The 26,261-nt window shown below is 70.0% G+C and carries 20 protein-coding genes; 15 read left to right on the top strand and 5 right to left on the bottom strand.

The genetic code is table 11. From position 1 onward, the window contains the following. Positions 1–107: 107 nt before the first annotated feature. Entirely contained in the window at positions 108–1,301 is a 1,194-nt protein-coding gene (locus tag ABZ374_RS31220; RefSeq protein ID WP_360317365.1) for a hypothetical protein, read from the bottom strand. Next, a complete protein-coding gene (locus ABZ374_RS31225) occupies positions 1,298–1,654 on the bottom strand; it encodes a hypothetical protein (RefSeq protein WP_360317367.1) in 357 nt (118 codons plus the stop codon). The genes ABZ374_RS31220 and ABZ374_RS31225 overlap by 4 nt, the downstream gene beginning before the upstream one ends. A gap of 281 nt (positions 1,655–1,935) precedes the next feature. Between ABZ374_RS31225 and ABZ374_RS31230 the strand changes: the two genes are divergently transcribed. Further along, on the top strand, positions 1,936–2,487 hold the full coding sequence (locus ABZ374_RS31230; RefSeq protein ID WP_360317369.1) for a hypothetical protein: 552 nt from the start codon (positions 1,936–1,938) through the stop codon (positions 2,485–2,487). A gap of 42 nt (positions 2,488–2,529) precedes the next feature. After that, positions 2,530–3,453 (top strand): LLM class F420-dependent oxidoreductase, encoded by a 924-nt coding sequence (locus ABZ374_RS31235; protein WP_360317371.1) that lies wholly within the window; start codon positions 2,530–2,532, stop codon positions 3,451–3,453. Positions 3,454–3,585: 132 nt separating this feature from the next. Here ABZ374_RS31235 and ABZ374_RS31240 read toward each other — a convergent pair whose 3' ends face one another. From ABZ374_RS31240 to ABZ374_RS31250, 3 genes are all read right to left on the bottom strand, one after another. After that, positions 3,586–5,190 (bottom strand): hypothetical protein, encoded by a 1,605-nt coding sequence (locus ABZ374_RS31240; RefSeq protein WP_360317373.1) that lies wholly within the window; start codon positions 5,188–5,190, stop codon positions 3,586–3,588. 98 nt (positions 5,191–5,288) lie between these two features. Beyond that, on the bottom strand, positions 5,289–6,062 hold the full coding sequence (locus ABZ374_RS31245; RefSeq protein ID WP_360317375.1) for a hypothetical protein: 774 nt from the start codon (positions 6,060–6,062) through the stop codon (positions 5,289–5,291). Between the two features lie 550 nt (positions 6,063–6,612). After that, positions 6,613–7,578 (bottom strand): substrate-binding domain-containing protein, encoded by a 966-nt coding sequence (locus tag ABZ374_RS31250; RefSeq protein WP_360317377.1) that lies wholly within the window; start codon positions 7,576–7,578, stop codon positions 6,613–6,615. 371 nt (positions 7,579–7,949) lie between these two features. On the opposite strand from ABZ374_RS31250, the gene pstC reads away from it, so the two are divergent. The 13 genes from pstC (at position 7,950) to argF (ending at position 26,227) form a co-directional block, all read left to right on the top strand. Further along, on the top strand, positions 7,950–8,966 hold the full coding sequence (gene pstC, locus ABZ374_RS31255) for a phosphate ABC transporter permease subunit PstC (RefSeq protein WP_360317379.1): 1,017 nt from the start codon (positions 7,950–7,952) through the stop codon (positions 8,964–8,966). 49 nt (positions 8,967–9,015) lie between these two features. Next, positions 9,016–10,191 carry a phosphate ABC transporter permease PstA gene (gene pstA / locus ABZ374_RS31260; protein ID WP_360317381.1) on the top strand — a complete coding sequence of 392 codons (1,176 nt, stop codon included), beginning with the start codon at positions 9,016–9,018 and terminating at the stop codon, positions 10,189–10,191. Further along, positions 10,188–11,804 (top strand): phosphate ABC transporter substrate-binding protein PstS, encoded by a 1,617-nt coding sequence (gene pstS, locus ABZ374_RS31265; protein WP_360317382.1) that lies wholly within the window; start codon positions 10,188–10,190, stop codon positions 11,802–11,804. The genes pstA and pstS overlap by 4 nt, the downstream gene beginning before the upstream one ends. Before the next feature lie 163 nt (positions 11,805–11,967). Further along, positions 11,968–14,226, top strand: coding sequence for a hypothetical protein (locus ABZ374_RS31270; RefSeq protein WP_360317384.1), 2,259 nt, complete (start codon positions 11,968–11,970; stop codon positions 14,224–14,226). After that, positions 14,223–15,185, top strand: a complete 963-nt coding sequence (locus ABZ374_RS31275; protein WP_360317386.1) for a class D sortase — start codon at positions 14,223–14,225, stop codon at positions 15,183–15,185. Before ABZ374_RS31270 ends, ABZ374_RS31275 begins: the two co-directional genes overlap by 4 nt. 181 nt (positions 15,186–15,366) lie before the next feature. Beyond that, positions 15,367–16,083: a phosphate ABC transporter ATP-binding protein gene (locus ABZ374_RS31280; RefSeq protein ID WP_360317483.1), complete on the top strand. Its 717-nt coding sequence runs from the start codon at positions 15,367–15,369 to the stop codon at positions 16,081–16,083. Next, a complete protein-coding gene (locus tag ABZ374_RS31285) occupies positions 16,061–16,447 on the top strand; it encodes a hypothetical protein (RefSeq protein ID WP_355529452.1) in 387 nt (128 codons plus the stop codon). Before ABZ374_RS31280 ends, ABZ374_RS31285 begins: the two co-directional genes overlap by 23 nt. Positions 16,448–16,555: 108 nt before the next feature. Next, positions 16,556–17,440 (top strand): MerR family transcriptional regulator, encoded by an 885-nt coding sequence (locus ABZ374_RS31290; protein WP_360317388.1) that lies wholly within the window; start codon positions 16,556–16,558, stop codon positions 17,438–17,440. A 157-nt stretch (positions 17,441–17,597) separates the two neighbouring features. Then, entirely contained in the window at positions 17,598–19,397 is a 1,800-nt protein-coding gene (locus tag ABZ374_RS31295) for a 3' terminal RNA ribose 2'-O-methyltransferase Hen1 (RefSeq protein ID WP_360317390.1), read from the top strand. Next, the gene (locus tag ABZ374_RS31300; RefSeq protein ID WP_360317392.1) at positions 19,394–21,994 is read left to right on the top strand and encodes a polynucleotide kinase-phosphatase; all 2,601 of its coding nucleotides are present in this window, start codon (positions 19,394–19,396) and stop codon (positions 21,992–21,994) included. The genes ABZ374_RS31295 and ABZ374_RS31300 overlap by 4 nt, the downstream gene beginning before the upstream one ends. A 272-nt stretch (positions 21,995–22,266) precedes the next feature. Continuing rightward, positions 22,267–23,688, top strand: coding sequence for an amino acid permease (locus ABZ374_RS31305; RefSeq protein WP_360317394.1), 1,422 nt, complete (start codon positions 22,267–22,269; stop codon positions 23,686–23,688). A 177-nt stretch (positions 23,689–23,865) separates the two neighbouring features. Further along, positions 23,866–25,092 carry an arginine deiminase gene (locus ABZ374_RS31310; RefSeq protein WP_360317396.1) on the top strand — a complete coding sequence of 409 codons (1,227 nt, stop codon included), beginning with the start codon at positions 23,866–23,868 and terminating at the stop codon, positions 25,090–25,092. Between the two features lie 133 nt (positions 25,093–25,225). Next, positions 25,226–26,227, top strand: coding sequence for an ornithine carbamoyltransferase (gene argF, locus ABZ374_RS31315; RefSeq protein ID WP_360317398.1), 1,002 nt, complete (start codon positions 25,226–25,228; stop codon positions 26,225–26,227). The last annotated feature ends 34 nt before the right edge of the window (positions 26,228–26,261 follow it).

A 26,261-nucleotide genomic window follows, 5' to 3' on the forward strand; every position in this document is an offset into this window, starting at 1 on the left:
CCGGGCCACGAAGTCTTTGTTTTGCGGCTCCGCCGCTCTCCGCGCTGCGCGCGTCGATCACCGGGGTGGGGCTGGGTCGGGGGCGCTGACGCGCCAGGGGTGGGTGGTCAGGTTGGGGGGTGGGGTGATTCGGGGGTGGTCCACCAGGCTTCGGGTGGGTGGGTGGTGTAGCGGCTGCGGGGGCGGGGGGTTGGGGTGGGGGTGGTGGGGGTGCCGCCGGTGGTGGGGGCGGTCAGCCATGTGGGTGGCAGGGGGGCGGGGGGTGGGTCGTTGTGGGTGGTGGTGCCGAGTGGGTTGGGGAGGGGGGTGGCGGTGTGTGCGGCGTCGTGTGTGGCTGCTGGGCTGCCGGTGCGCAGGCCGGGTGCGATGCGGATGCCGGTTACCGGGGGGATCGGGGGCGAGGGGGGTGGGGTGGGGCGGCGTACGCGGGGGCCGATTCCGGCTGGGAGGACCTGGCGAGGGTCTCGGGGTAGGGGGGTGCCCATGACGGGCGGGGGTGGTGGGGGCGGTGGGCAGCTGGATGGTGGGGGTGGGGTGAGGGGCGGTGTCGGTGTGGGTGGGGCTTCGGGGGGTGGTGGGGGCAGGGGCGGTGTGCTGTTGGTCAGACAGGTGGGGATTGGTGTGGACGGTGGTGGTGGGGGCGGCACTGTCTTGGGTGCTTCGGAGGCTTGGGTGACTGCGGGGGCTTCGGAGGGTGGGGCTTCGAGTGGGTCGCAGGATGTGGGTGGGGCGAGTGGGGGTGGCGGGGGTGAGAGGGGGGTGATGTTGCCGGGGTCGGTGGTGGTGGGGTTGATGGTGCTCGGGTTGGTGGGGGCGGTGGTGTTCTTGGTGCAGGGTTGGCTCGGGGGTGGGGTGGTGGTGGGGGGAGCGTCGGCGGGGACGTTGGCTTTCGGTGTGGCGTCGGTGTGCGGCGGAGGGGTGAGGGCGGGTAGCCGGTCGCCGAGGTCGCGGTACACGTCCTCCAGGCGTGTGGCGGCGGATTGGGCGGCTGTGGGGTCGGTGGCTTGCTCTTGGGCCAGGTTCAGGGCGTGGGCCGCCTTGTCGAGGTGCCGGTGCAGCGCGATGCCGTGGGCGGCGAGTCGGTCGGCGGTGTCGGCCAGGGTGTGACAGCGGGCGGTGAAACGTTCGGCGCCGCCGCCGGTCCAGATCTGGGCGCCACGTCGGGCGGTCTCGGCGAGTGCGTCGCGCAACTCGGCCAGCCGGACGGCGGCCAGGCGCCAACCGTCGGCCGCTGCGGCCACCTCGCCGGGGCGGGCCGCGTGAATCGCCGCGTACGTGTCCACGGCGTCGGGGGTGCTCATCGCGAGGCCGCCGTCCGCAGCAGCGTGCCGACCTCGGTCTCGGTGGCGGTGAACCGGTCGGCGGTGTGGCCGAGTTCGATCCGGGTGGTGGCCAACTCGGCGCGAATTTGCGCCAACAGCTCGACCATCTCGGCCGCCGCTCGGCGGTGTCGGTCGGTCAACTCGGCGGCGCCCGGGAGCGTCCCCAGGGCATCGGGGCCAAGGGCGGTGTCGGCCGCGACCCGGGCGGGCTCGGCGAAGCAGCCGCGCGCGAGGTAGTCGGCGCCGATGTTGTGCAAGCGCCGGACCAGTCCGTGCAGTTCGCCGGTATCGACCGCGTAGCCCGTTGTGCCTTCGCCGTCGGTGCGGGACATGCCACCACCCCCTGATGAGTACGTGAGCCGAGTGCTGCCTGCTCGGGAAACGATCAGGTTGGCACGTGGTCACTCCGCGTGCCCGACTGCCTGTGGACAACCCGGGGACACATCACCCCGAAGAGTGAAACCCGCCGAAAATCCGCTTGGTTGTCCACAGATTGTTCGACGGCGGGCGATTCGTCCGGCCCTCGGGCGCAATCTGGAGGCGTCGTGAACACACCGGACGAACTCCGGCGAACTCCGGGCGACCCGGACAAGCACCGCACGAGGGAGCGATCATGCACACCATCGAGACCTTCGCCGAACTGGACGACGAGCTGGCCACCGTCGATTCCACGCCACGCGCACTGGCCGCCGTCGCGCTCGCGCTGCACACCGTGCAGCAGGTGGTGCACGCGTGGAGCGGCAAGCCGGACCGGGGCGGCTGCCTGTGCCGGGTGGCCGACGAACTCGGGGACGCGCGGGAGATCGTCGGCCGGATCGTGGGGCCCGATTGCGCGACAGTCGTTCCGCTGCCGGGCGGAGACCCGGCCGCCGTGCCGATCGCGGGCGCCGCCCGGGTGCTCGGGCGGGTCGCCAAGGTGCTCACGCTGCTGGCCCGACAGGGCGTCGCGGACAACCCCTGCGGGGACTGGGCCAGGTTGGAGCCCGCCCAGCGGCGGGCCTGCGCGGCGGCCTGGGCGATCGTTTTTCGCAACCTGGTGCGGCTGCGTGCCGCCGAGGAGACCGCGACCTGGTCGGGGCTACCGCATCGGCACGCCCCGGCGATCCCGCCGCGCCGGCGACGCGGTGTGGCACACGTGGTGCCCTTTCCGGCGCGGCTCGCATGATCGAGTCCGGTGGGCGGCGCGTCCTCGGGGGAGGATGGGCACATGGATCTGCGTATCTTCACCGAACCCCAGCAGGGCGCGACCTACGAGACGCTCCTGAGCGTGGCCAAAGCCACCGAAGACCTCGGTTTCGGGGCCTTCTTCCGCTCGGACCACTATCTGCGCATGAGCGGCGACGGCCTGCCCGGTCCTACCGACGCCTGGATAACGCTGGCCGGACTGGCCCGGGAGACCAAGCACATTCGGCTGGGCACGTTGATGACGGCGGCGACGTTCCGGCTGCCCGGCGTGCTCGCGATCCAGGTCGCGCAGGTCGACGCGATGTCCGGCGGGCGCGTCGAACTGGGCATCGGCGCGGGCTGGTTCGAGCAGGAGCACACCGCCTATGGGATCCCGTTCCCGCGCGAGAAGTTCGACCGGCTCGAAGAACAACTGGACATCATCACCGGCCTTTGGGACACCCCGGTCGGCGATACCTTCGACTACGACGGGCGCTACTACTCGCTGGCCGACTCGCCCGCGCTGCCCAAGCCCGCGCAGCGCCCGCACCCGCCGATCCTGATCGGCGGCTTCGGCGCCAAGCGCACACCGGCGCTGGCCGCGCGCTTCGCGAACGAGTTCAACATCCCGTTCGCATCGGTGCAGACCAGCGCGCAGCAGTTCGACCGGGTGCGCGACGCGCTCGCCGAGCACGGTCGCAAGAGCGAGGACCTGGTCTTGTCGAACGCGCTCGTGGCCTGCGTGGGCAAGGACGACGCCGAGGTGGCCCGCCGCGCCGCGGTGATCGGCCGCGAACCCGCCGAACTCAAGGAGAACGGTCTCGCCGGCTCGCCCGCCGAAGTGGTCGACCGGATCGGCCGCTTCGCCGAAATCGGCTCGACCCGGATCTACTTCCAGATCCTGGACCTGCACGACCTGGACCACCTGGAGCTGATCGCCTCGGAGGTGATGTCCCAACTCGGCTGAGCCGAGGGCCCCGTGGCCATCGGCGGCACGGGAAAGGGCTCTGTCGCAGCCCGTGCGCTGCGACAGAGCCCCTCTCTCACCCCACCGCCCCCGGTGCTACAGCGGGCGGCCGTTCGGTGTGTTCCCTCGTCGTCAGACGGTCGCGGGAGTGTCCCCGTCGTCCTCGCCGAAGGTGCCACTGCCGGCAAGCAGCGTGCTGCGGGTGCCGCGGCTGCGGTACCACATGACGCCGCCGATCATCAGGAGCGTGCCGCCGGCGGTGCCGAGCAGGCGCGGGTCCAACAGGGCACCGGTGTGCGCGAGCCCACCGCCTCCGCCGCCGTTGCCGCTCCCGGCCGAACTGCCGGAGCTGGTGCCGGTCGTGGTGCCCGTGGTCGTGCCGGCGGTGGTGCCCGCGGTGGTGCCCGCGGTGTCACCGGCGGTCGTGCCGGTCGTGGTTCCGGTGGTCGTGCCCGCGGTCGTCCCGGCGGTGTCACCGGCCGTCGTGCCGGTCGTGGTGCCCGTGGTGGTGCCGGTGCTCGAACCGTTGGTCGCCCCGGCACGCGTGAGGGTGACCTTGAAGGGGCGCTCCACCTTGGGTCCGGTCTCGGTGGTCGTGACCGTCAGGATGTAGTCGCCGTCCACCCAGGGAGCCGCCGCCCGGGGGAAGGGGGCGAGTGAGGCCGTGAACCGACCGCCGGCATCGGTTGTGGTCGTGGGTAGTTCGACCGGGGCGAACGCGGTGTCGTTCTTCTTGGTGATCACGGCCTTGAACGGCACATTCGCGGGGAAGTTCGTCAGCGTGAGGGTGTAGTTCACCTGCACACCGGTCGCGTCGGGAATCTTGATCTCGTCATTGAAGCCCACGGTCGGCGTGACGGTGGCCAGCACCTTCCAGGCGGTTCCCTCGAGCTTCAGGTTGACCCGGGCGAGGTCGTTCGCCACGACCGCGCCGGCGTCGTCCAGGCACTGGGCTCGGATGCGGTAGTCACCTTCGGCGCCGCCCGAGATGATCAGCTTCTGCGTGATCGCCGGCTTGCGGTCCGCGGGAAGGGCCTGGGGAGAGAACCCGCCGATGCGCGTCTCGGTGCCGCCGCCGGGAGGGGTCAGCAGGAACAGGAACTTCGTCGTGCCCTGCGGGCATGCCTTCAACGAGGTGATGTTCCCCTTCGTCAAGAGCTCGCCGGTCGTGGGGTCGAGGACGAGGGTGTCCTCCGCGCCGGTCGGCGGGGTGGTCGTCGGCGGCGTGGTGGTCGGTGGCGTGCTGGTGGGCGGTGAGGTGGTCGGGGGCTCGGAGGTGGGCGGAGCCGCCACGCTCCACGTCTTGCCGTCCGCCGCGTCCGCCGTCGTGATGTCGACCGACGCGGGTTCGCTCAACAGCGTGCCGATGTCGCTCACGCACTGCGCGGTCAACTTGAACGTGCCCGTGAGGTCGGTCCCCGCCAGGAACAGCCGGATCGCCGTGGTGCGGTTGGGGATCCGATCACCGGGAAGCTCGTCGCCGACCTCGCCACCGATCAGGCGCGGCGCGGTCAGCGTGCCCCCGCTGACGCTCCAGCGGAAATTGGTGGCCGGCGCCGCACAGGGCACCGTCGCCTTCATCGTCACCTTGGTGTCGATCTTGCCGGTACCCGGAGCGACGACGATCGTCGGAGTCGGGGAACCGGGGTCGGCCGCCGCCGCGAGCGTCGGCATGGCCGACATTACGAGCAGCCCGGCTCCGCACGATGCCAGCACGCGCGCGAGTCTTAGGCTCATCTGGTCAACTCCGTTGAGAGGAAAGGAAACGGGGACGGATCGCAAGTGGGCCACCGGGAGGATTCCCGGCGGCCCAAGGCGTTGTCACCGACGCCGCGTCACCACCACAGGCGGGACGAGTCGAGGGTGATCGAGACCGAGGAGGTCGCCTTCGAGTCCGTGCCGGAGAGCACGAGCGTGTAGGAACCGTCGGCCACGGACGCCGGGAGCGTCAGCAGCGCGCCGCCCCAGGTGCCATTGGGCGCGATCTGCGGCTGCAACGAGACGGGGGTGGCGGTGCCGTCGGCGGCACGCACGACACCGTCCACGTGCTCACCGGGCGCGAAGCCGCGGAACAGGACCAGACCGAAGCGCAGGGCGCCGATCTTGGTGGGCAGCGCGCGGACCTCGGGCGAAAGCGAGCTCCACACGCCGCTGTTGACGCGCAGGTCGACCGAGGCGGGCTCGGTGATGGTCAGCACGCCGTCCGCGCCGGTCGTGTAGCACTGCGCGACCAGCTTGTGCGCGACGCCTTCCTGCGCGGCGGAGCCGACCGGGAAGAGCGCCCGCAGGCCGACGACCGCGGTGTCCGCGACCTTGTCGGCGGGCAGCGGCGTACCCAGGAACGACCCACCGAAGACCCGCTCGTTGGCGTCGGGCGAACGCACGACGAACCGGAAGGCGGTCGCGTCGGGGCCACAGGGAACGCTCGAGCGCACGGTCGCCTTGCCGGTGGCGTCGGCCGGACCGTACAGCGGGCTGACCTTGATGGTGCCCGATGCCGTGGTCGCCGAAGAAGTGGGTGCGGCGTCCGTGGCGATGGCCGGCACCGCGGCGATCGCCAGCGCGGCCGGAACCGCGACGGTGAGCGCGAGCAGACGACGAAGCTTCATGAAATGCCCTTCCGGGGTCAATGGGATCGAGCAAAACAGCACGCGGCGACCTGGTGGGCGTCCGCGGGGGAAACGTCAGGGGCCGGTGATGGCAAACGGATGAGCGATCCGCCACCGTCGGGTGAACTTTGGCTCGAAAGCCCCTGGAGTCGTGCGACCGGTGAACCGTGGTACCTCGGCCCGGCGTCGATCAGGGCCTGAATGCGAATGGCCCGGATCGGGAGCTGCGCGGGGCCTGGGCCCAGTCGATGAACACCGCACGAAGGTCGGAGTATTCGCACGGCAGGTGCTTCTGATCGGGCCGGACGCGGTGCTTCCCGGGATCGGACTCCGGTCTGTGCCGACGCACCCGACGATGTCCCGGAGCCGAGTGGTGGTCGGGTTCGCCCGAACCTCCGGCTTGTCGCCGCGGCCACCGAACCCGTCACCGTACCGATCCCGCGCACCCTGCCCCGCCTGGAACTCTGCGGAGGCGACGGGCCGTCCCTGAACCCCCGATTCGGGACGGCCCGTCGCTCGATCACATGCTGCGGTGTGGCTCGGGCGTCGACTAGGAGACGAAGCCGAAGGTGGTCCAGATCGGGAGCTGCGCGGGGGCCTTGGCCCAGTTGATGAACGCGATGGTGTCCGTGTCGGGCTCGGTGTCCAGCGGGTCGTAGACGAAGTAGACCGAGCGGTTACCGATGAAGCCGGTGGCGTTGGGCGCCTTGCCGTCGATGCTGCGCGGGGTGAAGCCACCGGTGTGGTTGGTCACGCCCGAGGCGGGGGTGGTCTGCTCGCCGTACGCGGCCTGCGAGTAGGGGATGATCGCGTTGTTCGAGAGGATCTGCGGCGCGTCGCCGCGGTTCTCCTGCGCGCTCTGGTTGACCGTCGCGGCGCACGCGCCGTTGGCGGTGGCGGTCGGGTCGAAGCCGAGCACCTTGTCGATGAACTCCTGGCGGGTACCGGAGCCGGCCTGCGGAATGTGCTTCTCGATCGTGCCCGACAGGCTGGAGTTGATCTGGTTCCAGTCGGTGATCGTGCACTTGTAGATGTCCTGGAGCTGCGCGCGGGTCACGTTGGTCGGCGCACCGGGCTTCTTGGTGGCCCAGGTGACCGCGTCACCGGCGACGCGGGTGAAGGTCAGCGTGGTCTCGGGCGTGCCGGCCTTGGGGCCACGCGAGGACCGGATGAAGCTCAGGCAGTTGGCGCTGGTACCGGCGCGCTCGGCCAGCAGGGCGTTGATGCCCGCGCTGGAGCCGTTCGGCCACGGGTTCTTGCCGGTACCGTACTGGGTGTCACAGGCGGCCTTGCCGGTCGCCTGGCCACCGGCGGGAACGCCGGCGTTGACGGTTATCCAGTTGTTGCCACCCGGATCGACATTGGCCGCATAGTCCGAGCCGAGCGCCGCGGTGACGTTCTGCAGCGTGTCCGAACCGGCGTTGACGTAAGTGGCGGCGTTCGCCGAGGCGTTGGCGCCGACGACGAGGGCCATGGCGGCGGTCGCGGTGCCCAGTACGGTGGCGGTCTTGCGCATGCTGAAGACGCTGGACATTCGAAGTCTCAACTCTCTCTTGGCATTTGCTGGCCGTCGACCGCAGTGGCCGACGCCGACAACGCTGCCGGCGGCTTGATCGTCGTGGGATGTCCGGCAGGGAAACGGGACCGGGCCCAACGAGGCGTCGACGCGAACGAGCCGCGCCTGTAACGGAAACCGGATACGCCGGAACCCCGACGGCACGGATATGACGCCTGCCGTACACCCTCGGCACCGGTTGTTTCCGTAGCGGACAGTCGCCGGGGTGCTGCGCTCTGGTTGTCTCCAGGCGAGGGGCATCCGGCTTGATCGCCGGGCGACATGACGAATGGTCAGGTCGGTTCGCCACCCGCTTCCAGGAGCCGACATCCATGGCACATCCGCCCGTGTTCGCACCCGAGTCGCCGGAACTCATCGATTCGCCCCGGCGGATCGTGGTACGTCGGACCAGGGCCGATCACGCGTTCCGCTGGACCACACGCGGCGTGGCGATCCTGGTCCTGGGACTGCTCGTCGCGATCGGCGGCTACCTGCTCTACCAGGGCAGCAGCGCGCTCGACCGGGCCGGTTGGGGATTCCTCACCGAGGACGTGTGGGAACCCAAGAGCGGCACCTTCGGCGTTCGCGGCCTGCTCACCGGGACCGTCCTGGTGGCCATCGTCGCGCTCGTCGTCGCCGTACCCATCGCCCTCACCGCGGCCCTGTACATCACCGAATTCGCACCCCGGCGCCTGCGCGGCGTACTCACCTCCATCGTGGACCTGATGGCGGCGGTGCCCAGCATCATCTACGGCATCTTCGGCTTCTTCGTGCTGCAACCCCAGCTCATCCCGGTCAGCCGATGGCTGGCCACCACCTTCGACTTCCTGCCGATCTTCGAGATCCGCACGATCGACGTGAAGGCCCGTTTCGTGGACAGCCAGTTCAGCTCCTCGCTGTTCATCTCCGGTGTGGTGGTCTCCACCATGGTCATCCCGATCTGCTGCTCGGTCAGCCGTGAGGTGTTCGGTCAGGCGCCGCCCGGCGAGAAAGAGGGCGCCCTCGCGCTCGGCGCCACCCGTTGGGGGGTGATCCGCGCGGTGGTCCTGCCGTTCGGACGCGGCGGCATGATCGGCGGCATCATGCTCGGCCTGGGCCGAGCCCTGGGCGAGACCATCGCCGTCGCGATGATCATCTCGTTCAACACCGACTTCTCGTTCCGCATCCTCGACGGCCAGGGCTCGACGATCTCCTCGTTGATCGTCCTGAAGTACGGCGAGGCCGACACCGAGTCGATCTCCGCGCTGATGGCCGCCGGCCTCGCGCTCTTCGTCCTCACCCTCGCCGTCAACACCGTCGCCGGTGTCCTGGTCGCCCGCTCGCGCAGCGGCAAGTCCACCGAGATCTGAACCGCGAACAACGGCTCCACCAGACCCACCATCGAGGGGATCCACGACGATGACCGTCACCGAGCCGATCGTTCGGCCCGGGCCCGACGCGCCGCCGCCCGCGTCCGCGCCGCGACCACCGGAGGAAGCCCGCGTGGCGTTGCGCCGCGTGGCGCCCGACGACATCGGCGTCGCACTCGGCGCCGCGGTCGCCGGCGCGAGCTTCGCGTGGGTGCTGTACGGGCGCATCCTGCCGGTCGCCGGCTGGCAGGGCTACCTGATCACCGCCTACGTGAGCTTCCTGCTGCTGTACGCGATCGCCACCCGCATGCGCCTGGACCGGGTCGCCGCGAGCGACCGGGTCGCCGGCGCGGTGATCTCCACCGGTGCGGCCCTGATGGTCGCCACGGTGGTGACCGTGATCGGCTACGTCTTCGTCAAGGGCTTCGGTCGGATCCTGCACGCCGACTTCTTCACCGCCACCCAGCGACACTTCAGCGCCCTGAGCGCCGACGGAGTCGCGGTCGGCGCCGCACACGCCATCGTCGGCACCTTCGAACAAATGGGCATCGCGATCGTGCTGAGCGTTCCGCTCGGAGTGATCGCCGCGATCTACATGAACGAGGTCGGCGGCCGGTTCGCCTCGGTGGTGCGGGTGGTCGTCGAGGCGATGACCGCCATCCCCTCGGTGGTCGCGGGCCTGTTCGTCTACGCCTTCTTCGTCATCTCGCTCGGCCAGGGCTTCTGCGGCCTGGCCGCCGGACTCGCGCTCTCGGTCGAGATGATGCCGGTGGTCACGCGAGCCACCGAAGTGGTGCTGCGCCTGGTCCCCAACGGCCTGCGCGAGGCCTCGCTGGCGCTCGGCGCGAGCGAGTTCCGCACGCTGTGGAACGTGGTGCTGCCGACCGCCCGCAGCGGCCTGGTCACCGCGGTCATCCTCGGCTGCGCCCGCGTGGTCGGCGAGACCGCACCCGTACTGCTCGTCGCCGGCGGCAGCGCGGGCATGAACTGGAACCCGTTCAGTGGTGTGCAGAACTCGTTGCCGTACTTCATCTGGGAGAACTACAAGTCGCCCAGCGACCAGCTCAACTCCCTCGCCTGGGGCGCCGGCGTCACCCTGCTGCTGATCGTCCTCGTGCTGTTCACCCTCGCACGCCTGATCGGCGGGCGGACCCCCGGCGAGTCCGGTCGCCGCAAGCGGCAGCGCGCCGCCGCCAAGTCCCTCACCCCGGAGCCCACTTCATGACCAGGATCAAGCGCGTCCCCGCGCTCTTGCTACGGCTGGCGATCGCCTCCGCACTCGCCGTGCCCTTGATCACCGTGCCGACCGGCACCGCCTCGGCCGCCGCCGGGATCAACGGCAGCGGGTCCACGTGGAGTGCGCCCGCGACCAAACAATGGGCGGCCGACGTCGCCGCCCGCGGTCTCGCGGTCGACTACAACCAGAACGGCTCCACCGCCGGGCGCACCGACTTCATGCACCACCTGGTGGACTTCGCCGTCTCCGAGATCCCCTTCCAGGGCAACTACGTCGACCGCACCGGCGCCTCGACCAACGAACTCGCCGCGCTGGCGAGCTCGAACACCAAATTCAAGTACCTGCCGATCGTCGCCGGCGGCACCTCGTTCATGTACAACCTGAAGATCCGCGGCCAGCAGGTCCGCAACCTGCAACTGTCGCCCAGGACCATCGCCGGGATCTTCACCAACCAGATCAAGGTGTGGAACGACAAGGCGATCAAGGACGACAATCCGGCACTGGCGCTGCCCGCCACCCCCATCACCCCGGTCGTGCGCTCGGACGGCTCGGGCACCAGCGCACAGTTCACCGCGTTCCTGACCAACCAGGTCAACGACATCTGGCGGCCGTTCTTCCCCGGCGGGATGACGTCGGAATTCCCGGTCAAGGGTGCGGCCAAGGCACAGGCGGGCTCCGAGGGCGTGGCCAACTACGTCGCGGCCGGATACGGCGAGGGCGCGATCACCTACGTCGAGACCGCCTACGCCATTCAACGCCAATTCCCGGTGGCCTCGGTCAAGAACGCCGGCGGCGTGTACACCCAGCCCACGTCCGACGCGGTGTCGATCGGGCTCACCAAGGCCCGGTTGAACCAGGACAGTACGCAGATCCTCGACGACGTCTACACCAACCCCGACCGGCGCGCCTACCCGATCTCCAGCTACAGCTACATGATCGTGCCGGCGGCGAAACAGTTCGGCTTCGACGAGGCCAAGGGCGAGACGCTGGGCAAGTTCATCAAATACTTCCTGTGTGCGGGACAGGCCAGGGCCCCCGAACTGGGCTACTCGCCGCTGCCGCCCAAGCTGGTCAGCTTCGGCTACGAGGCGATCAAGTCGATTCCCGGCGCACCCGATCCGGGCGCGCTGCCGGCCAACTTGAACAAGCCGACCAAGGCGGAGTACGACGCCTGCCCGAACCCGACCTACAACCCGTCGTGGGTACCGCCGGAGCAAAAGCAACAACAGCAACAGAACGTCCCCGGCAGCACCAACCAGAACAACAACACCACGAACAACGGCAACGGGAACGGCAACGGCAACGGAACCGGCAACACGCCCAAGCCCGGTGACACCCCCGGCGCGAACACCCCCGGCGGCCAAGGAGAGAACGGCACCGGCGGCACCGGCGACCAAAACACCGGCGAAGTCCTGGCCGGCGGCGACAAGTCCGGCCCCGCGGGGCCGGTCAGCGCCGGATCGGTGGAAAGCGGCGACTCGCCGCCCCTGCCCCCCGTGTGGTTCTACGCGCTGACACTGGTGTGCCTGGCCGGCGCGGTGTTCGGCGCACCCTTCCTGTACAGCCGCCTCGGTCGAGGGCGTGGGCCCGATGTCGGTTGAGTCGGGTGACCGGGAGATGTCCGGTCCGTGCGTCGCAGACGAACTTTCGAACACCGTGTCGGATTCCGCTCCCCCGGTACCGCCGCGCCGCGCGAGGATCGGCGCGGGTCGTCCTCGCCGGGGGGAGCCGTCCCCGAACGCGGGCGTCAGAAGTGGAGTTGCCGTGAGCGGCATCGAACCATCCACCGCCTCGCGCGGTCGCGTGCCGACCGTCGGTGGAGTCATCGCGCTGTGCGTCGCCCTGCTCGCGGGATGGCTGAGTGTGATCGTCGGCTCCGCCGGCGCGGCCGAGCCCCGCCCGACGGTGACCGTGTCGCAGAACACGAGCCTGGTCAACCAGCGAATCCTGGTCAAATGGACCGGATTCACCCTGGCCGCCGGCACCAACAGTGTGGTCGTCATGCAGTGCAAGGGCACCTCGCCCCAGCCCCGCGACTGTTGGGCGCCGCGCTGGACCGAGAACGGCAACGAGGTCAAGCAGCCGGACTCGTCACCGCCGGGAGCCGCCACCAAGCAGACCGGACTGCCCACCGCCGCCGACGGATCCGGCCAGGTGTGGATCCAGGTACGGCCGGCGCTGCGACTGTCGGAACTGGGCTGCTCCGACCGCCAGGCATGCTCGATCGTGGCATTCGTGATGCCCGCCGCCGGGAGCACCGTCACCTCGTTCACGCCATTCCACGTGGACCTGGGTGAGTCGTACGGCCCCAAGGACACCGACATGGCGCTCGCCTTCGCCGCCGGGCAGGCCGCGTTCACGCCGCTGTCCTTCGTGCCCGCACCCGACGCGTGCCCCGGCATGGAGCACCCGGACCTCTCGGTCAACGGGTCCGGTGAGTTCACCCAGGCCGGCGCCTCTTGGGTGTTCGGGCTGTGCGGCGCCCGGACCAGCCCGGTCAACATGACGGTGAGCGCCGGCTCCGGCCCCAGCGGTCGCGAAGCGTTCCTCGGCAACCTCGTCGACGTCGGCGTCACCCAACAGCCCATCGGCGGCCCCCTCGACAAGGCCCGTCCGGTGGCGCTGCCGACCATCCGGGACAAGGACAAGACCGTGTACGCGCCGCTGACCAACGGCGCGCTGGTCTTCTCGTTCAACATCGACGACGTGCAGACACACCTGCCCATCCCGTCGATGAAGCTGACCCCCCGATTGATCGCGAAACTGATCACCGGGGCCTACCTGCCTTTCGAACACGAGCCCGGCGCCATCCTGAATTTCTATGACGACCCCGAGTTCAAGGCCCTCAACGGGACATACTCCTGGCCCACCGCCGCGCGCACCCCGATCCTGCGCGGCGTCCAGGACGACACCATCTGGGCGCTCACCGCATGGCTTGCCTCCGACCCGGAGACGGTCACCTGGCTCTCCGGCACACCCGACGCCAGTGGCATCGTGTGCCCGCCGGAATGGCGGATCGGCAAGGCGACCTATCCGCTGGCGGTGTACACCAACCGGGTCGAGATGCTCTCCAACACGAACGTGCCGCAGACGGTCTACGAAGACGTCGTCAACCGGCTCGGCAACGCGGTGCCCACCAACCGCAGCATGACCGAGGTCGGACCCAAGGACGACGGCCAGGACAAGTACGGATCCCACTACGTGATGGCCATCACCACGGTCGAGGCCGCCACCCGCATGGGCACCCCGGTGGCCAAGATCCGCAACGCCGCAGGCAACTTCGTCGACCCGACCGACCCCGCGACCGTGCGCGCCGGCCTCGCCGTCGCCAAGCCGGGGCCGGACGGGGTGACACTGACCAACGACTACCGCAACACCGCGCAGAACGCCTACCCGCTCACCGTCACCGACGTGGCGATGGTCTCCACGGACAAGCTCACCGCCGCCAAGGCGGCCAAGATCGACACCTTCCTCGCCTACGCGGCAACCGCCGGCCAGGTACAGACCGGGAGCTTCAGGCCCGGCGCGCTGCCGCCCGGCTACACCCCGCTCAGCGACGCGCAGAAGCAGCAGATCGCCGCCGCCCGCTCGAAGATCGCCGCCGCGCCCAAGTGGACCGGCGAGACCCCGCCGCCCACCACCGCGCCGGTCGACCAGGGCACCGGCGCCGGCAACTCGGGCGGTTCGAGCGCCGGCAACGGCAGCCCGAACACCCCGGGCACGATCGACCCCGGCAACACCCCGACCGCGGCGCCCTCGACCGCGCCCTCCACCGCCCCCGTCGGCGCGGCCGCCCCGCCCACCGACAAGGGCCCGTTCCCCTCGGTCGCCAACGTGATCAAGGACGCGCTCGACGGCGACCCGTCCGCAGTCGTGCTGCTGGTCCTGATGTGCGTGAGCGGCGCCGCGCTGATCGCCTGCCCGGTACTGCTCTCGCTCGGACACAAGCGCCGCACCGGTGGCTGGCCGCCACCGGTAGCCGCCGTCCTGCGCCTGATCGGTCGCCAGGGGGCCACCGCATGACCGCCGACACCGTCTCCAAGGTGCCCGCGACCGCGCCGGCGACCGCACCCGCGACCGACCCTGCGCCCGCGAGCGCACCCGCGGGCGCCGACGGGCGACCGCCGGCGACCGCGGGCAAACCCCGCAGCGCGCGCCCGGACCCGTACACGATCGCCGGCGCGTCCGTCGCGCTGCTCGCCCTGCTCATCGCGGGCTTCGTCGGCTACCTCTACGTGGTCTCCGACATCCAACAGGCCCGCGACCAGAGCATCCTGGCCGACCGACTCTCCGACGAGCTCTACCGCGACGTGGGCCCGCTCGGCGGCAACATCGACAAGGGCAGCCCGGTCGCGATGCTGCGCATCCCCGCGATCGGCGTGCGCCAGGTCGTGGTCGAGGGCACCACCGCGGACTCGCTCGCCAAGGGCCCCGGACACCTGCGCACCAGCGGCCTGCCCGGCCAGGGCGGGCACAGCGTGATCATGGGCCGCTCGCACACCTTCGGCGGCCCGTTCCGCGACCTCGGCAAGCTGCGCGTCGGCCAACGCATCGAAGCCACCACCCAACAGGGCGAGTTCACCTACAAGGTGATCGAGCGCAGGCACGTGGCCAACGGCAAGGACGACGTGCTCGCGCCCGGCCGGGAGAACCGGCTCGTGCTGATCACCGCCGACTCGTGGATCCGACCCGGTGGGCGCACCGTCGTCATCGCCGAACTACAGGGCGCCCCCAAGGCCCAGGAGGGTCGCCGTCCGCAAGGTCTACGCGCGGACGAGAAGGGCACCGGCGGCTACGCGGACGCCGGCGTGCGGCTGCTGCTGTGGGCACAGGCGTTCACGCTCGTGCTCGTCGTCCTGGTCTGGGCGCTGCGCCGCCACCCCGATCGCCGAGTCACGCTCCTGCTCGGCACCCCGGTCGTGCTCGCCGTCGTGTGGGCACTGTACGAATCCGCCGCTCGCGTACTCCCGGCGACGCTCTGACGCCGGTTCTCGTCCCGTCCCACTCCACACCCCGGAGGCTCCGCACGTGACCAGCCCGGACAGCGGTGCGACGACTCTCGCTCCCGCAGCCGAGACCCAGCCTTTACCGGTTCAATCCGCCGGCGGGCGTGGCTCGACGCTCACCGCGGATGCCGTCAGCGCCTGGTTCGGCACCCACAAGGTGCTCGAACGCGTCGACCTCGTGATGGCGGCCAACTCCGTCACGGCCCTGATCGGGCCGTCCGGCTGCGGCAAGTCCACCTTCCTGCGCATCCTCAACCGGATGCACGAACTGGTGCCCAGCGCGCAACTCGCGGGCCGGGTCCTGCTCGACGGCGAGGACATCTACGACTCCACCCGCCGTCCGATCGAGACCCGCCGACGGGTGGGGATGGTCTTCCAAAAGCCCAACCCGTTCCCGGCGATGTCCATCTACGACAACGTGGTCGCCGGCCTGAAGCTGACCGGCGTGCGCAACGTCGACAAGGACGCCGTCGTGGAGTCCTCGCTGGTACGGGCCGGCCTGTGGATGGAGGTGAGAAATCGGCTCCGCCAACCCGGCGGCGCACTCTCCGGAGGCCAGCAGCAACGTCTCTGCATCGCCCGCTCCCTGGCGGTCGACCCGGACGTGCTGCTCATGGACGAGCCTTGCTCGGCACTCGACCCGACCTCCACCCGGCGGATCGAGGACACCATCGGCGAACTGCGCGACGACATCACCATCGTGATCGTCACCCACAACATGCAGCAGGCCCAACGCGTATCCGACCACTGTGCGTTCTTCCTCGCGGCGGAGAACACCCCCGGCCACATCGTCGAGGCCGGACCCACCACCGCGATCTTCGGCGCCCCCCGCGACCCTCGGACGGCCGACTATGTCGCCGGTCGCTTCGGATGAGTCGCGGGCCCCGGACGGTACGCCGGAACGGCACGCGCGCTACGACGTCCACCTGGACGCCGAGCAGCACGTGCGGTGGCGGCTCATCGCCCCGAACGGCCGCGTGCTCGCGCGGTCCGCTCGGGGCCATGTCACGGCGGGGGCCTGCCGTATCGAGCTGGACCGGCTGCGTCGCCGGGTCGTCGACCTCGTGCCCGTCATCGGACGGGCCACGGGCGCGCCGGGATGGTTCTGGAGCGTGGCTCTCGAACCCAGCGCCCCCGTGGCGTTGTCGGCCCGCACCTACGAACGCCTGGAGAGCTGCCAGGTGTCCTACGAGAGATTCGTCCGCCTGCTGACCGTCACCGAGCCCGACGACTGGTGACCCCGGGCCGCGCGCCCGCCGCGATCGCGACGATCGCGGCGGCGCGCCCCCCGCAGTGGACTCTCCCGTCACGGGAGAGGGCACTGTGGTCGCTCGGAGGTGATGAGGATGCTCCTCGGCATCGGAGACTTCGCACGTGCCACGGGCCTGACCGTCAAGGCGCTGCGTTGGTACGACGAACAGGGCGTGCTGGTGCCCGCGGACGTGGACCCGCACACGCGCTACCGCCGCTACACGATCGACCAAGTCGAACGGGCGGGCCTGGTCCGTGCACTGCGCTCGGCCGGTGTACCACTCGCGGCCATCCGCGACACGATGCACGAAGGCGGCTGCGCGCACGAGGCGTTGCGCGTGCGACGGGAGGCGGTGCGGACCGAACGGGCGCGCGAGGATCGAGCGCTCGCGACGGCGGAACGGGTGCTCGCGGGTGCGGGTTTCGCCTACGACGTGCGCCTGCGGGCGACGCCGCCTCGGGCCTGGGTCGGGGTGGTCGAGTACGTCGTATTGCCGGCGGACGCGGACGCGGGGCCGGTGATCGCGGACTCGGGTGGTGCCGTCGTGGATGCGGACGTCGCGATCGAGGGCGCCTTCTCGGATTTGTACGCGAGCCTGCACGCGGACGGCATCGCGCCCATCGGAGCTTTCTGGCTGGACCTGGGTCGACCAGCGGACGACGCCGGCGCCGAGGTCGGGCTGTGCGTGCCGATCGCCGCGCCGGTACCCGAGGGCTGGTCGGTGCCCGGACGTCGGACCATCACCGGCACCCGCCCGGCCGGCCGCGAACTGACCACCGACCACGTGCTCACCGACGACGACGCCGGCGACGGGACCGCCGTGCACCCGGCGTTCGCCGCGCTCGTGCGGGCCGCCGCCGAACAGGAGTTGTCGATCGACCTGGGCAGTGTGCGACAGCACTGCCCGCGAGAGGCCGCAGGCGCGCCGGCGGGCGCGACCCGTACCGCGGTGGAACTGTCCGTCGACGTCGACGAGTGAGGGCGCAACCGAGGATGCGGTCGCAGGCACGGTCGCAGGCGCGTCGGGGCGGTGCCGGAGGGCGGTTCGGAAGCTGCGTCGGTGGGCGCGCCGGCGGGGGTGCACACCGGGAAAAAGCGATCGTCGGTGACCGGGTGCCTGGCACATAATCGGCCTGGTGTTCCTGACCATCGCAACCACTCATCAGCCCGCCACCGACCTCGGCTTCCTGCTGCACAAGCACCCCGGGAAGGCGCAACGGTTCTCCACGACCTACGGCGAAGCACACGTTTTCTACCCCGAGGCGGACGACGCGCGCTGCACCGCGGCGCTGCTGCTCGACGTCGACCCGATCGCGCTCACCCGCGGGGTCAAGCGGGGCAAGGGCGCCAAGGGCTCGCCCGACCTGGCACTCGCGCAGTACGTCAACGACCGGCCCTACGCCGCGTCGTCGCTGCTCGCGGTCGCGCTCGGCACGGTCTTTCGCACCGCGATGCAGGGGCGCTGCGACGCGCGTCCCGAGCTGGCGGCGATGCCGATGCCGTTGGAGATCGAGGTACCCGCGCTGCCCGCGCGCGGTGGCGAAGAGATGGTCCGTCGGCTGTTCGAGCCGCTGGGATGGCAGGTGAGGATCGAGTCGATTCCGCTGGATCCGCGCTTTCCGGCATGGGGCGAATCGCGCTACGTGCGCCTGGCGCTGAGCGGCACGATGTTGCTCGCCGACGCGCTGCGGCAGCTCTACGTGCTGCTGCCGGTCCTGGACAACGCGAAGCACTACTGGGTCGCGCCCGACGAGGTGGACAAGCTGCTCCGCGCCGGCGAGGGCTGGCTGTCCGGGCACCCGGAGCGCGACCTGATCGCGAGCCGCTACCTCGCGCGCCGTCCCACCCTCACCCGCAGCGCGATGGAGCGGCTCGCCGAGATCGACGACACCACGCCGGAGAACCTCGACAACGCGATACCGGACGACGCCGGCGAGGACGCCGAGGCAGCCGTGGACGCGGAGGCGGGTGCGGGTGTGACGCCGGCGGACGCGGGTGCGCCTGCGGGCGCGATGCCGGCGAGTGCGGTGGGGGTGCGGGCGGCCGAGGGCGTGGCACCCGCGCGTGCGGTCGAAGGCGTCGCGGCCGGCCTTGCGACCGAGGGACCTGCGCCCGAGACCGAGGGATCCGCGTCTGAGACCGAGGGTGCTGCTCCTGCGGCTGCGGCCCTTGCGGCCGTGCCGGCGACCGCCGAGGTGGTGGACGCAGGTGCGGGTACGACCGAGCGACCCCCGACGCTCGCCAGGCAGCGGCGGGACGCGATTCTGACGGCGCTGCGGGCGGCCGGGGCCGAGCGGGTGCTCGATCTGGGTTGTGGCGACGGCAAGTTGATCGGGGCCCTGCTTCGCGAGCCGCGCTTTCGCGAGATCGTCGGCGTCGACGTGTCCACCCGAGCGCTCACCATCGCCGAGCGCAAGCTCAAGCTCGCCCGGATGTCGGAGCGGCAACGCGATCGTGTGCGGCTTATCCAGGGCGCACTGACCTACACCGACAAGCGCCTCGCCGGCTACGACGCAGCCGTGCTGTGCGAAGTGATCGAGCACCTGGACGAACCACGCCTGCCCGCCATGGAATACGCCGTGCTCGGCTCGGCCCGACCGGCGACCGTCGTGGTCACCACCCCCAACGTCGAGTACAACGTCCGCTACGCCCCGGAAGAGGCGGGCGGCGAAGGTCTCGCGGCGGGCGCCATGCGGCACGGCGACCACCGCTTCGAATGGGACCGCGCCACGTTTCGCGCGTGGGCCGAGCGGGCGGCGGACAGGTACGGCTACGCCACCCGATTCGAACCGGTCGGCGAAGTCGACCCCGAGGTCGGCCCCTCGACCCAGATGGTCGTCTTCACCCGTACCGAGACCGACCTCGCCGGCATCCCGCACGCCCCCGACACCCCCACCCCCACCATCGACAACGAAGGCACCGGAGCAACGGCATGACCCACGACGCGAGCGCCCGCCGTGCATTGACCATGCCCGACCTGTGTCTGGTGGTCCTGATCGGCACCACCGGTGCGGGTAAGTCGACCTTCGCCCGGACCCACTTCAAGCACACCCAGGTGCTCTCCTCCGACTACTTCCGCGGACTGGTCGCCGACGACGAGAACGACCAGTCGGCCTCCGGTGACGCGTTCGAACTGCTGCACCACGTCGCCCGGATGCGTCTCGCGTCCGGCCGGCTGACCGTGGTGGACGCCACCAACGTGCAACGCGAGGCCCGCGCGCAACTGGTCAAGGTCGCCCGCGACCACGACGTGTTCCCGGTCGCGATCGTGCTCGACATCCCCGAGGCCGAATGCCAGGCACGCAACTCCGCACGCCCGGACCGGATGCACCTGCCCCCGCAGGTGGTCCAGCGTCAGCACCGGGACCTGCGCCGATCGTTGCGCGGCCTGCAACGCGAGGGCTTTCGCAAGGTGCACGTGCTCTCCGGTGTGGACGAGGTCGCCCGCGCCGAGATGGTGTACGAACGCCGATACAACGACCTGCGACACCTGACCGGCCCGTTCGACGTGATCGGCGACATCCACGGTTGCCGCGCCGAGCTGGAATCGCTGCTGCTCGAACTCGGCTACGCGATCACCCGTGACCGGACGGGGCGGCCGGTCGACGCCGCACACCCCGAGGGACGGACCGCCGTGTTCGTCGGCGACCTGGTCGACCGCGGGCCGGACACCCCGGGCGTACTGCGCCTGGTGATGGGCATGGTCGGCGCGGGACACGCGCTGTGCGTACCGGGCAACCACGAGAACAAGCTGGTGCGCGCGCTCAAGGGCCGGCAGGTCAAGACCAGCCACGGACTCGCCGAATCACTCGAACAATTGGCCGCCGAGAGCGAGGAGTTCCGCACGCAGGTGGTCGACTTCTGCGAGTCCCTGGTCAGCCACTACCTGCTCGACGAGGGCAGGCTCGTGGTGTGCCACGCCGGGTTGCCGGAGAAGTACCACGGTCGTATGTCCGGGCGAGTGCGCAGTTTCGCCCTGTACGGGGACACCACCGGGGAGACCGACGAGTACGGCCTCCCGGTGCGCTACCCCTGGGCCGACGAATACCGGGGCAAGGCGACCGTGGTCTACGGGCACACGCCCACGCCGCGCGCCGTGTGGGTGAACAACACGATCTGCCTGGACACCGGCGCGGTGTTCGGTGGCGACCTGACCGCGCTGCGCTGGCCGGAGCGCGAACTGGTCGCCGTGCAGGCCGAACAGGTCTGGTACGAGCCCATGCGTCCGTTGGCCTCGCAGGCGCCGGGTGGCCGGGACGGGCGGACCCTCGACCTGGGCGACGTACTCGACCTGAGCGCCGGCGGAGTCGGTCGCCGGCATGTCGAGACGGCCGGCGCAGGCATGGTGACGGTACGTCAGGAGAACGCGGCGGCGGCCCTGGAGGTGATGAGCCGGTTCGCCATCGACCCGCGCTGGCTGGTCTACCTGCCCCCGACGATGGCACCGTGCGCGACCAGCACGCTGCCGGGGCTGCTCGAACATCCGGCCGAGGCGTTCGCGCAGTTCCACGCGGACGGGGTCACCAAGGTGATCTGCGAGGAGAAGCACATGGGCTCGCGCGCGGTCGCCCTGGTGTGCCGGGACGAGGCCGCCGCGCGCGAGGCGTTCGGAGTGGACGAGGGGATGGGCGCGGGCGCGGTGTGGACCCGCACCGGGCGCGGCTTCTTCGCCGATCGGGCCACCACCGACGGCTTCCTGCACCGGCTGCGCGCGGCGATCGACGCGGCGGGGCTGTGGGCGGAGCTGGACACCGACTGGCTGCTGTTCGATGCCGAGTTGATGCCGTGGTCGGCCAAGGCGCAGGAGTTGCTGCGGCAGCAGTACGCCGCCGTGGGCGCGGCCGCGACCGCCGCGTTGCCGGTCGCCGGCGCCGCGCTGGCGCGTGCACTCGAACGCGGAATCGACGTCGGCGACCTGGCTGATCGCATCCGCGGTCGCGAGGCCAACGCGCACGCCTTCGTCGACGCCTACGGCCGGTACTGCTGGGAGACCGACGGCCTCGCGGGACTGCGCTTCGCGCCGTTCCAGATACTCGCCGGCCGCGCCGGGTCCTACCTGGGCCGCGACCACGAATGGCATCTCGCGCTCGCCGACCGACTGGTGGCGGCCGACCCCTCGGGGCTGCTCGCACCCACCGGCCGGCTGATCGTGGACGTCACCGACGAGCAGCAGGTCGCGGCCGGCGTGCACTGGTGGACCGAACTGACCGCGGCCGGCGGTGAGGGCATGGTGGTCAAGCCGCTCGCGGGCGAGGCCGCGCGGGTCGCGAACCGTCGGGTGCAGCCGGGCGTCAAGTGCCGGGGACCGGAATACCTGCGGATCATCTACGGCGCCGACTACACCGAACCGGTGAACCTGGAACGACTGCGCAATCGTGGTCTGGGCCACAAGCGGTCGATGGCGCTGCGTGAGCACGCACTGGGCGCCGAGGCGCTGGACAGGCTGGCGACCGGCGAGGCGCTGTGGCGTGTGCACGAGGCGGTTTTCGCCGTCCTCGCGCTGGAATCGGAGCCGGTGGACCCCAGGCTCTGAGACCGCGTCACCTGTTCGCAGCAAGGGCGGTATCCGTGCCCGCGCGGATGCCGCCCTTTCCTGCGTGAATGCCGGAAACTTTCGGGTATGTCGCTTCAGTGCCCTGTGCCGACCGAAGCGGGTCGAACGTCCCGCGTCGGTCGGTCCGAGCGTCGTCGCAGGTCGTGACCTGTGTCGGAGGTTCGCGCCCGACCCCGGGTGCAGGATTTCCATGTGGTGGAAAACGAGGCCGAAGACACGGCCCCGGATCCCCTCGACACGGAGGAGCAGCGATGAGCCACGCGGTGGATCCCCAGGCCCCGGCGGCGCCACCCGCGACCGATCCCGCGGCCGACGACACCGCGCGGGGCACCCTCGGTCTCCCGCAGGCGACCGCGCTCGTGGTCGGCGGTGTCGTGGGCACCGGGATCTTCCTGTTGCCGGCCACGCTCGCCAAGTACGGCACGATCAGCATCCTCGCCTTCGGCCTGGTCACCGTCGGCGCCCTGGCGATCGCGGCCGTCTTCGGCAAGTTGGGCGCACGCGTCCCGGCGGCCGGTGGCCCCTACGCCTACGCCCGCGAAGCCTTCGGCGAGTTCCCCGGATTCCTGAACGCGTGGTCGTTCTGGATTACCGCCTGGGCCGGCAACGCCGGCATCGCGGTGGCCTGGGTCGGCTACGTGAACTACTTCCTGCACTGGGACTCCGAACCGGGCAAGATCGCGATCGCCCTGGTCGGCCTGTGGATCCCGGCCCTGATCAACTTGTCCGGGGTCAAGAACATGGGCCTGTTCCAGGTGGTGACCACCGTGCTCAAGTTCGTTCCGCTGATGTTCGTCGCCATCGTCGGCCTGTTCTTCGTCGAGAGCGGCAACTTCGGCGAGTTCAACGCGAGCGGCAAGAGCTTCCTGGGCGCCCTCCAGGTCTCCGCGGCGCTGGTGGTGTTCGCCTACTCGGGCATCGAGGCCGCGTCGGTGGCCGCCGAGAAGGTCAAGGACCCCGAGCGCAACATCGGCAGGGCGTCGATCTACGGCACGCTCGCGTGCGCCGCCGTCTACATGCTCAGCACGATCGCGGTGATGGGCAACGTGCCGCATGGCGAACTCGTCGATTCCTCCGCCCCGTTCTCCGACGCGCTGAACAACATGTTCGGCGGCGGCGTCTGGGGCGGCATCATGGCCGCGATGGCGATCGTCTCGGGCATCGGCGCGCTCAACGGCTGGACCATGTTGTGCGCGGAGATGCCGTACGCGGCGGCCAAGGACGGCATGTTCCCGCGGCCGTTCGCCTCGGTCAATCGGGCGGGCGTGCCCGCCTTCGGAATTCTGGTCGCCACGGCCTTGACCTCGGTCGTGGTCGCGGTGAACTACCTGTGGTCCGAGGACGCCTTCGAGACGATCCTGCTGCTGGCCACCGTCACCACCGTGATTCCCTACCTGTTCTCCGCGTCGGCGCAACTGTTCTGGCTGGTCACCCGCGAGCGCCCGGTCAGCCGCGCGGCCTTGGCCAAGGACCTCACCATCGCCGGAGCGGGCTTCCTGTTCACGCTGTGGATGGTCTACGGCGCGGGCTCGGACGCGGTGCTCAAGAGCCTGATCATGCTGCTGCTCGGCATCCCGGTCTACATCTGGGTCAAGGCCTCGCGCGGCGAATACGGTCCCGGCGGCAAGGAGGCGACCTACGTCGAGGACGTCATCGTGGACATGCGCGATTGACGCGGCGCGCTCCCGGCGCGTCGTACCCCGGGCAACCGGAAAGACCATCCGCAGACGAAACCGGAAGCAGACACCGACCCGGCACCGAAAACCACCACCGAAGTACCACCGAAACCAGACCCGGTCCCGATGGCCGGAAAGCACAACGCAGTTCGCAACGGTCAGGAGGACCATTCCATGGGGTTCCACGTCGAGTCGGAGACCGGTCGCCTCAAGCAGGTGATCCTGCACCGCCCGGATCTGGAAATGAAGCGACTGACCCCGACGAACAAGGACGAGTTGCTGTTCGACGACGTGCTGTGGGTCAAGCGGGCCCGCGAGGAGCACGACGGCTTCGCGGACGCGCTGCGCGATCGCGGCATTCGTGTCCACCTGTTCACCGACCTGCTGCGCGAGACGCTCTCCGGCGAGCCGGCCGCCAAGAAAATGGTGCTCGACCGGGTCTTCGACGAGCGCGAGTTCGGCTTGCTGGCGGTGGATGAACTGCGCAGCCTGTTCGAGGGCTTCGACGCCAATGAGCTGGTCCGCTACCTGGTCGGCGGAATCACCAAGCGCGAGATCCTCGAATACGTGCAGGAGCCGCACAGCGTCGCGTTCCACACCATGGACGTGGACGACTTCGTACTCAAGCCGCTGCCCAACCACATCTTCACCCGGGACACCTCCTGTTGGGCCTACGACGGCGTCGCGGTGAACGCGATGATGATGCCCGCCCGCCGCCGCGAGACCGTGCACTTCGAGGCGATCTACAACTACCACCCGAACTTCGCCAAGGGTGACTTCAACGTATGGAACCCGGGCCAGAGCAGCTTCCCGGCGACCATGGAGGGCGGCGACGTCCTGGTCATCGGCAACCGTGCCGTCCTGGTCGGGATGAGCGAACGCACCACCCCGCAGGGCGTCGAGGCGCTGGCGCGTGCGCTGTTCAAGCACGGTTCCGCGACGAAGGTGGTCGCGCTGAACATGCCGAAGAAGCGCGCCTTCATGCACCTCGACACGGTGATGACGATGCTCGACGGCGAGACGTTCACCAAGTACGCCGGCATGGGCATGTTGCCGTCCTACACGATCGAACCGGGAGAACACGACAAGGAACTCAAGGTCACCGACCATCCGGCCCACGACATGCACAAGGCGATCGCGAGCGCGCTGGATCTGTCCGACATCCGGGTCCTGACCGCGACCCAGGACGTGCGCTCCGCCGAGCGCGAGCAGTGGGACGACGGATGCAACGTGCTGGCGGTGGAGCCCGGTGTGGTCTTCGCCTACGAGCGCAACGTGACCACGAACACCTACCTGCGCAAGAACGGCATCGAGGTGGTCACCATTCGCGGCAGCGAACTCGGACGCGGCCGCGGCGGGCCGCGCTGCATGAGTTGTCCGGTCGAGCGCGAGGCCGTCTAACCTGGCGGTTTGCCGATCCGTGTGACCCGTCGTGCGAGCCTTCGACCGACGCGTCGTGCGATTCGTCGTGCGACGTCTTGCCCGAGTGATTCGTCGATCCTTCGAACCCGTCCGAAGAGAGATGCCTGGAGCCATGGCCTTCAATCTGCGCCACCGCAACTTCCTCAAGGAATTGGACTTCACCCCCAAGGAGTTCAACCACCTGCTCGACCTCGCCGCGGACCTGAAGGCCGCCAAGTACGCGGGCATCGAGCGAAAGCGCCTCGTCGGCAAGAACATCGCGCTGATCTTCGAGAAGACCTCCACGCGCACCCGCTGCGCGTTCGAGGTCGCCGCCTACGACCAGGGCGCCGGCGTGACCTACCTCGACCCAGGCGGCTCGCAGATCGGGCACAAGGAGTCGATGAAGGACACCGCGCGGGTGCTCGGGCGAATGTACGACGGGATCGAGTACCGGGGCAGCAAGCAGGAGTACGTCGAGGAACTGGGCACGTACGCGGGCGTGCCGGTGTGGAACGGCCTGACCGACGAATGGCACCCCACCCAGATGCTCGCGGACATGCTCACCATGCGCGAACACAGCGACAAGCCACTGCACCAGGTCTCGTTCGCCTATCTCGGTGACACCCGCAACAACATGGGCAACTCGCTGTTGATCACCGCCGCGATGCTGGGCATGGACGTACGCATGGTCGCACCCGAGGAGTTGTGGAACGAGCCGGAGATCGTCGACAAGGCCAAGGAGATCGCGGTCGCGACCGGCGCCCGGATCACCCACACCGCCGACGTCGCGGACGGTGTCCGGGGCGTGGACTTCCTCTACACCGACGTGTGGGTGTCGATGGGCGAACCCAAGGAGGTCTGGGACACCCGGATCGCGCAACTCAAGGCGTACCAGGTCAACATGGACGTGGTGAAGGCGACCGGCAACCCCAAGGTCAAGTTCATGCACTGTCTCCCGGCGTTTCACGACCGCAACACCAAGGTCGGGCAGGACATCTTCGAAAAGACCGGCATGGAGGCGCTCGAGGTGACCGACGAGGTCTTCGAGTCGCACTTCTCGATCGTCTTCGACCAGGCCGAGAACCGCCTGCACACGATCAAGGCGGTCATGGTCGCCACCCTCGGCGACTAGGCCCGAAGCAGGTACGAGGATCGGCGCGGCCCGG

This window comes from Embleya sp. NPDC005971, from assembly GCF_040629175.1.
Classification (GTDB): domain Bacteria; phylum Actinomycetota; class Actinomycetes; order Streptomycetales; family Streptomycetaceae; genus Embleya.

Coding starts and splice junctions, on each gene's coding strand:
- ABZ374_RS31220 (WP_360317365.1), bottom strand. CDS start 1,301: ATGAGCACCCCCGACGCCGTGGACACGTACGCGGCGATTCACGCGGCC.
- ABZ374_RS31225 (WP_360317367.1), bottom strand. CDS start 1,654: ATGTCCCGCACCGACGGCGAAGGCACAACGGGCTACGCGGTCGATACC.
- ABZ374_RS31230 (WP_360317369.1), top strand. CDS start 1,936: ATGCACACCATCGAGACCTTCGCCGAACTGGACGACGAGCTGGCCACC.
- ABZ374_RS31235 (WP_360317371.1), top strand. CDS start 2,530: ATGGATCTGCGTATCTTCACCGAACCCCAGCAGGGCGCGACCTACGAG.
- ABZ374_RS31240 (WP_360317373.1), bottom strand. CDS start 5,190: ATGAGCCTAAGACTCGCGCGCGTGCTGGCATCGTGCGGAGCCGGGCTG.
- ABZ374_RS31245 (WP_360317375.1), bottom strand. CDS start 6,062: ATGAAGCTTCGTCGTCTGCTCGCGCTCACCGTCGCGGTTCCGGCCGCG.
- ABZ374_RS31250 (WP_360317377.1), bottom strand. CDS start 7,578: ATGCGCAAGACCGCCACCGTACTGGGCACCGCGACCGCCGCCATGGCC.
- pstC (WP_360317379.1), top strand. CDS start 7,950: ATGGCACATCCGCCCGTGTTCGCACCCGAGTCGCCGGAACTCATCGAT.
- pstA (WP_360317381.1), top strand. CDS start 9,016: ATGACCGTCACCGAGCCGATCGTTCGGCCCGGGCCCGACGCGCCGCCG.
- pstS (WP_360317382.1), top strand. CDS start 10,188: ATGACCAGGATCAAGCGCGTCCCCGCGCTCTTGCTACGGCTGGCGATC.
- ABZ374_RS31275 (WP_360317386.1), top strand. CDS start 14,223: ATGACCGCCGACACCGTCTCCAAGGTGCCCGCGACCGCGCCGGCGACC.
- ABZ374_RS31285 (WP_355529452.1), top strand. CDS start 16,061: ATGTCGCCGGTCGCTTCGGATGAGTCGCGGGCCCCGGACGGTACGCCG.
- ABZ374_RS31290 (WP_360317388.1), top strand. CDS start 16,556: ATGCTCCTCGGCATCGGAGACTTCGCACGTGCCACGGGCCTGACCGTC.
- ABZ374_RS31300 (WP_360317392.1), top strand. CDS start 19,394: ATGACCCACGACGCGAGCGCCCGCCGTGCATTGACCATGCCCGACCTG.
- ABZ374_RS31305 (WP_360317394.1), top strand. CDS start 22,267: ATGAGCCACGCGGTGGATCCCCAGGCCCCGGCGGCGCCACCCGCGACC.
- ABZ374_RS31310 (WP_360317396.1), top strand. CDS start 23,866: ATGGGGTTCCACGTCGAGTCGGAGACCGGTCGCCTCAAGCAGGTGATC.
- argF (WP_360317398.1), top strand. CDS start 25,226: ATGGCCTTCAATCTGCGCCACCGCAACTTCCTCAAGGAATTGGACTTC.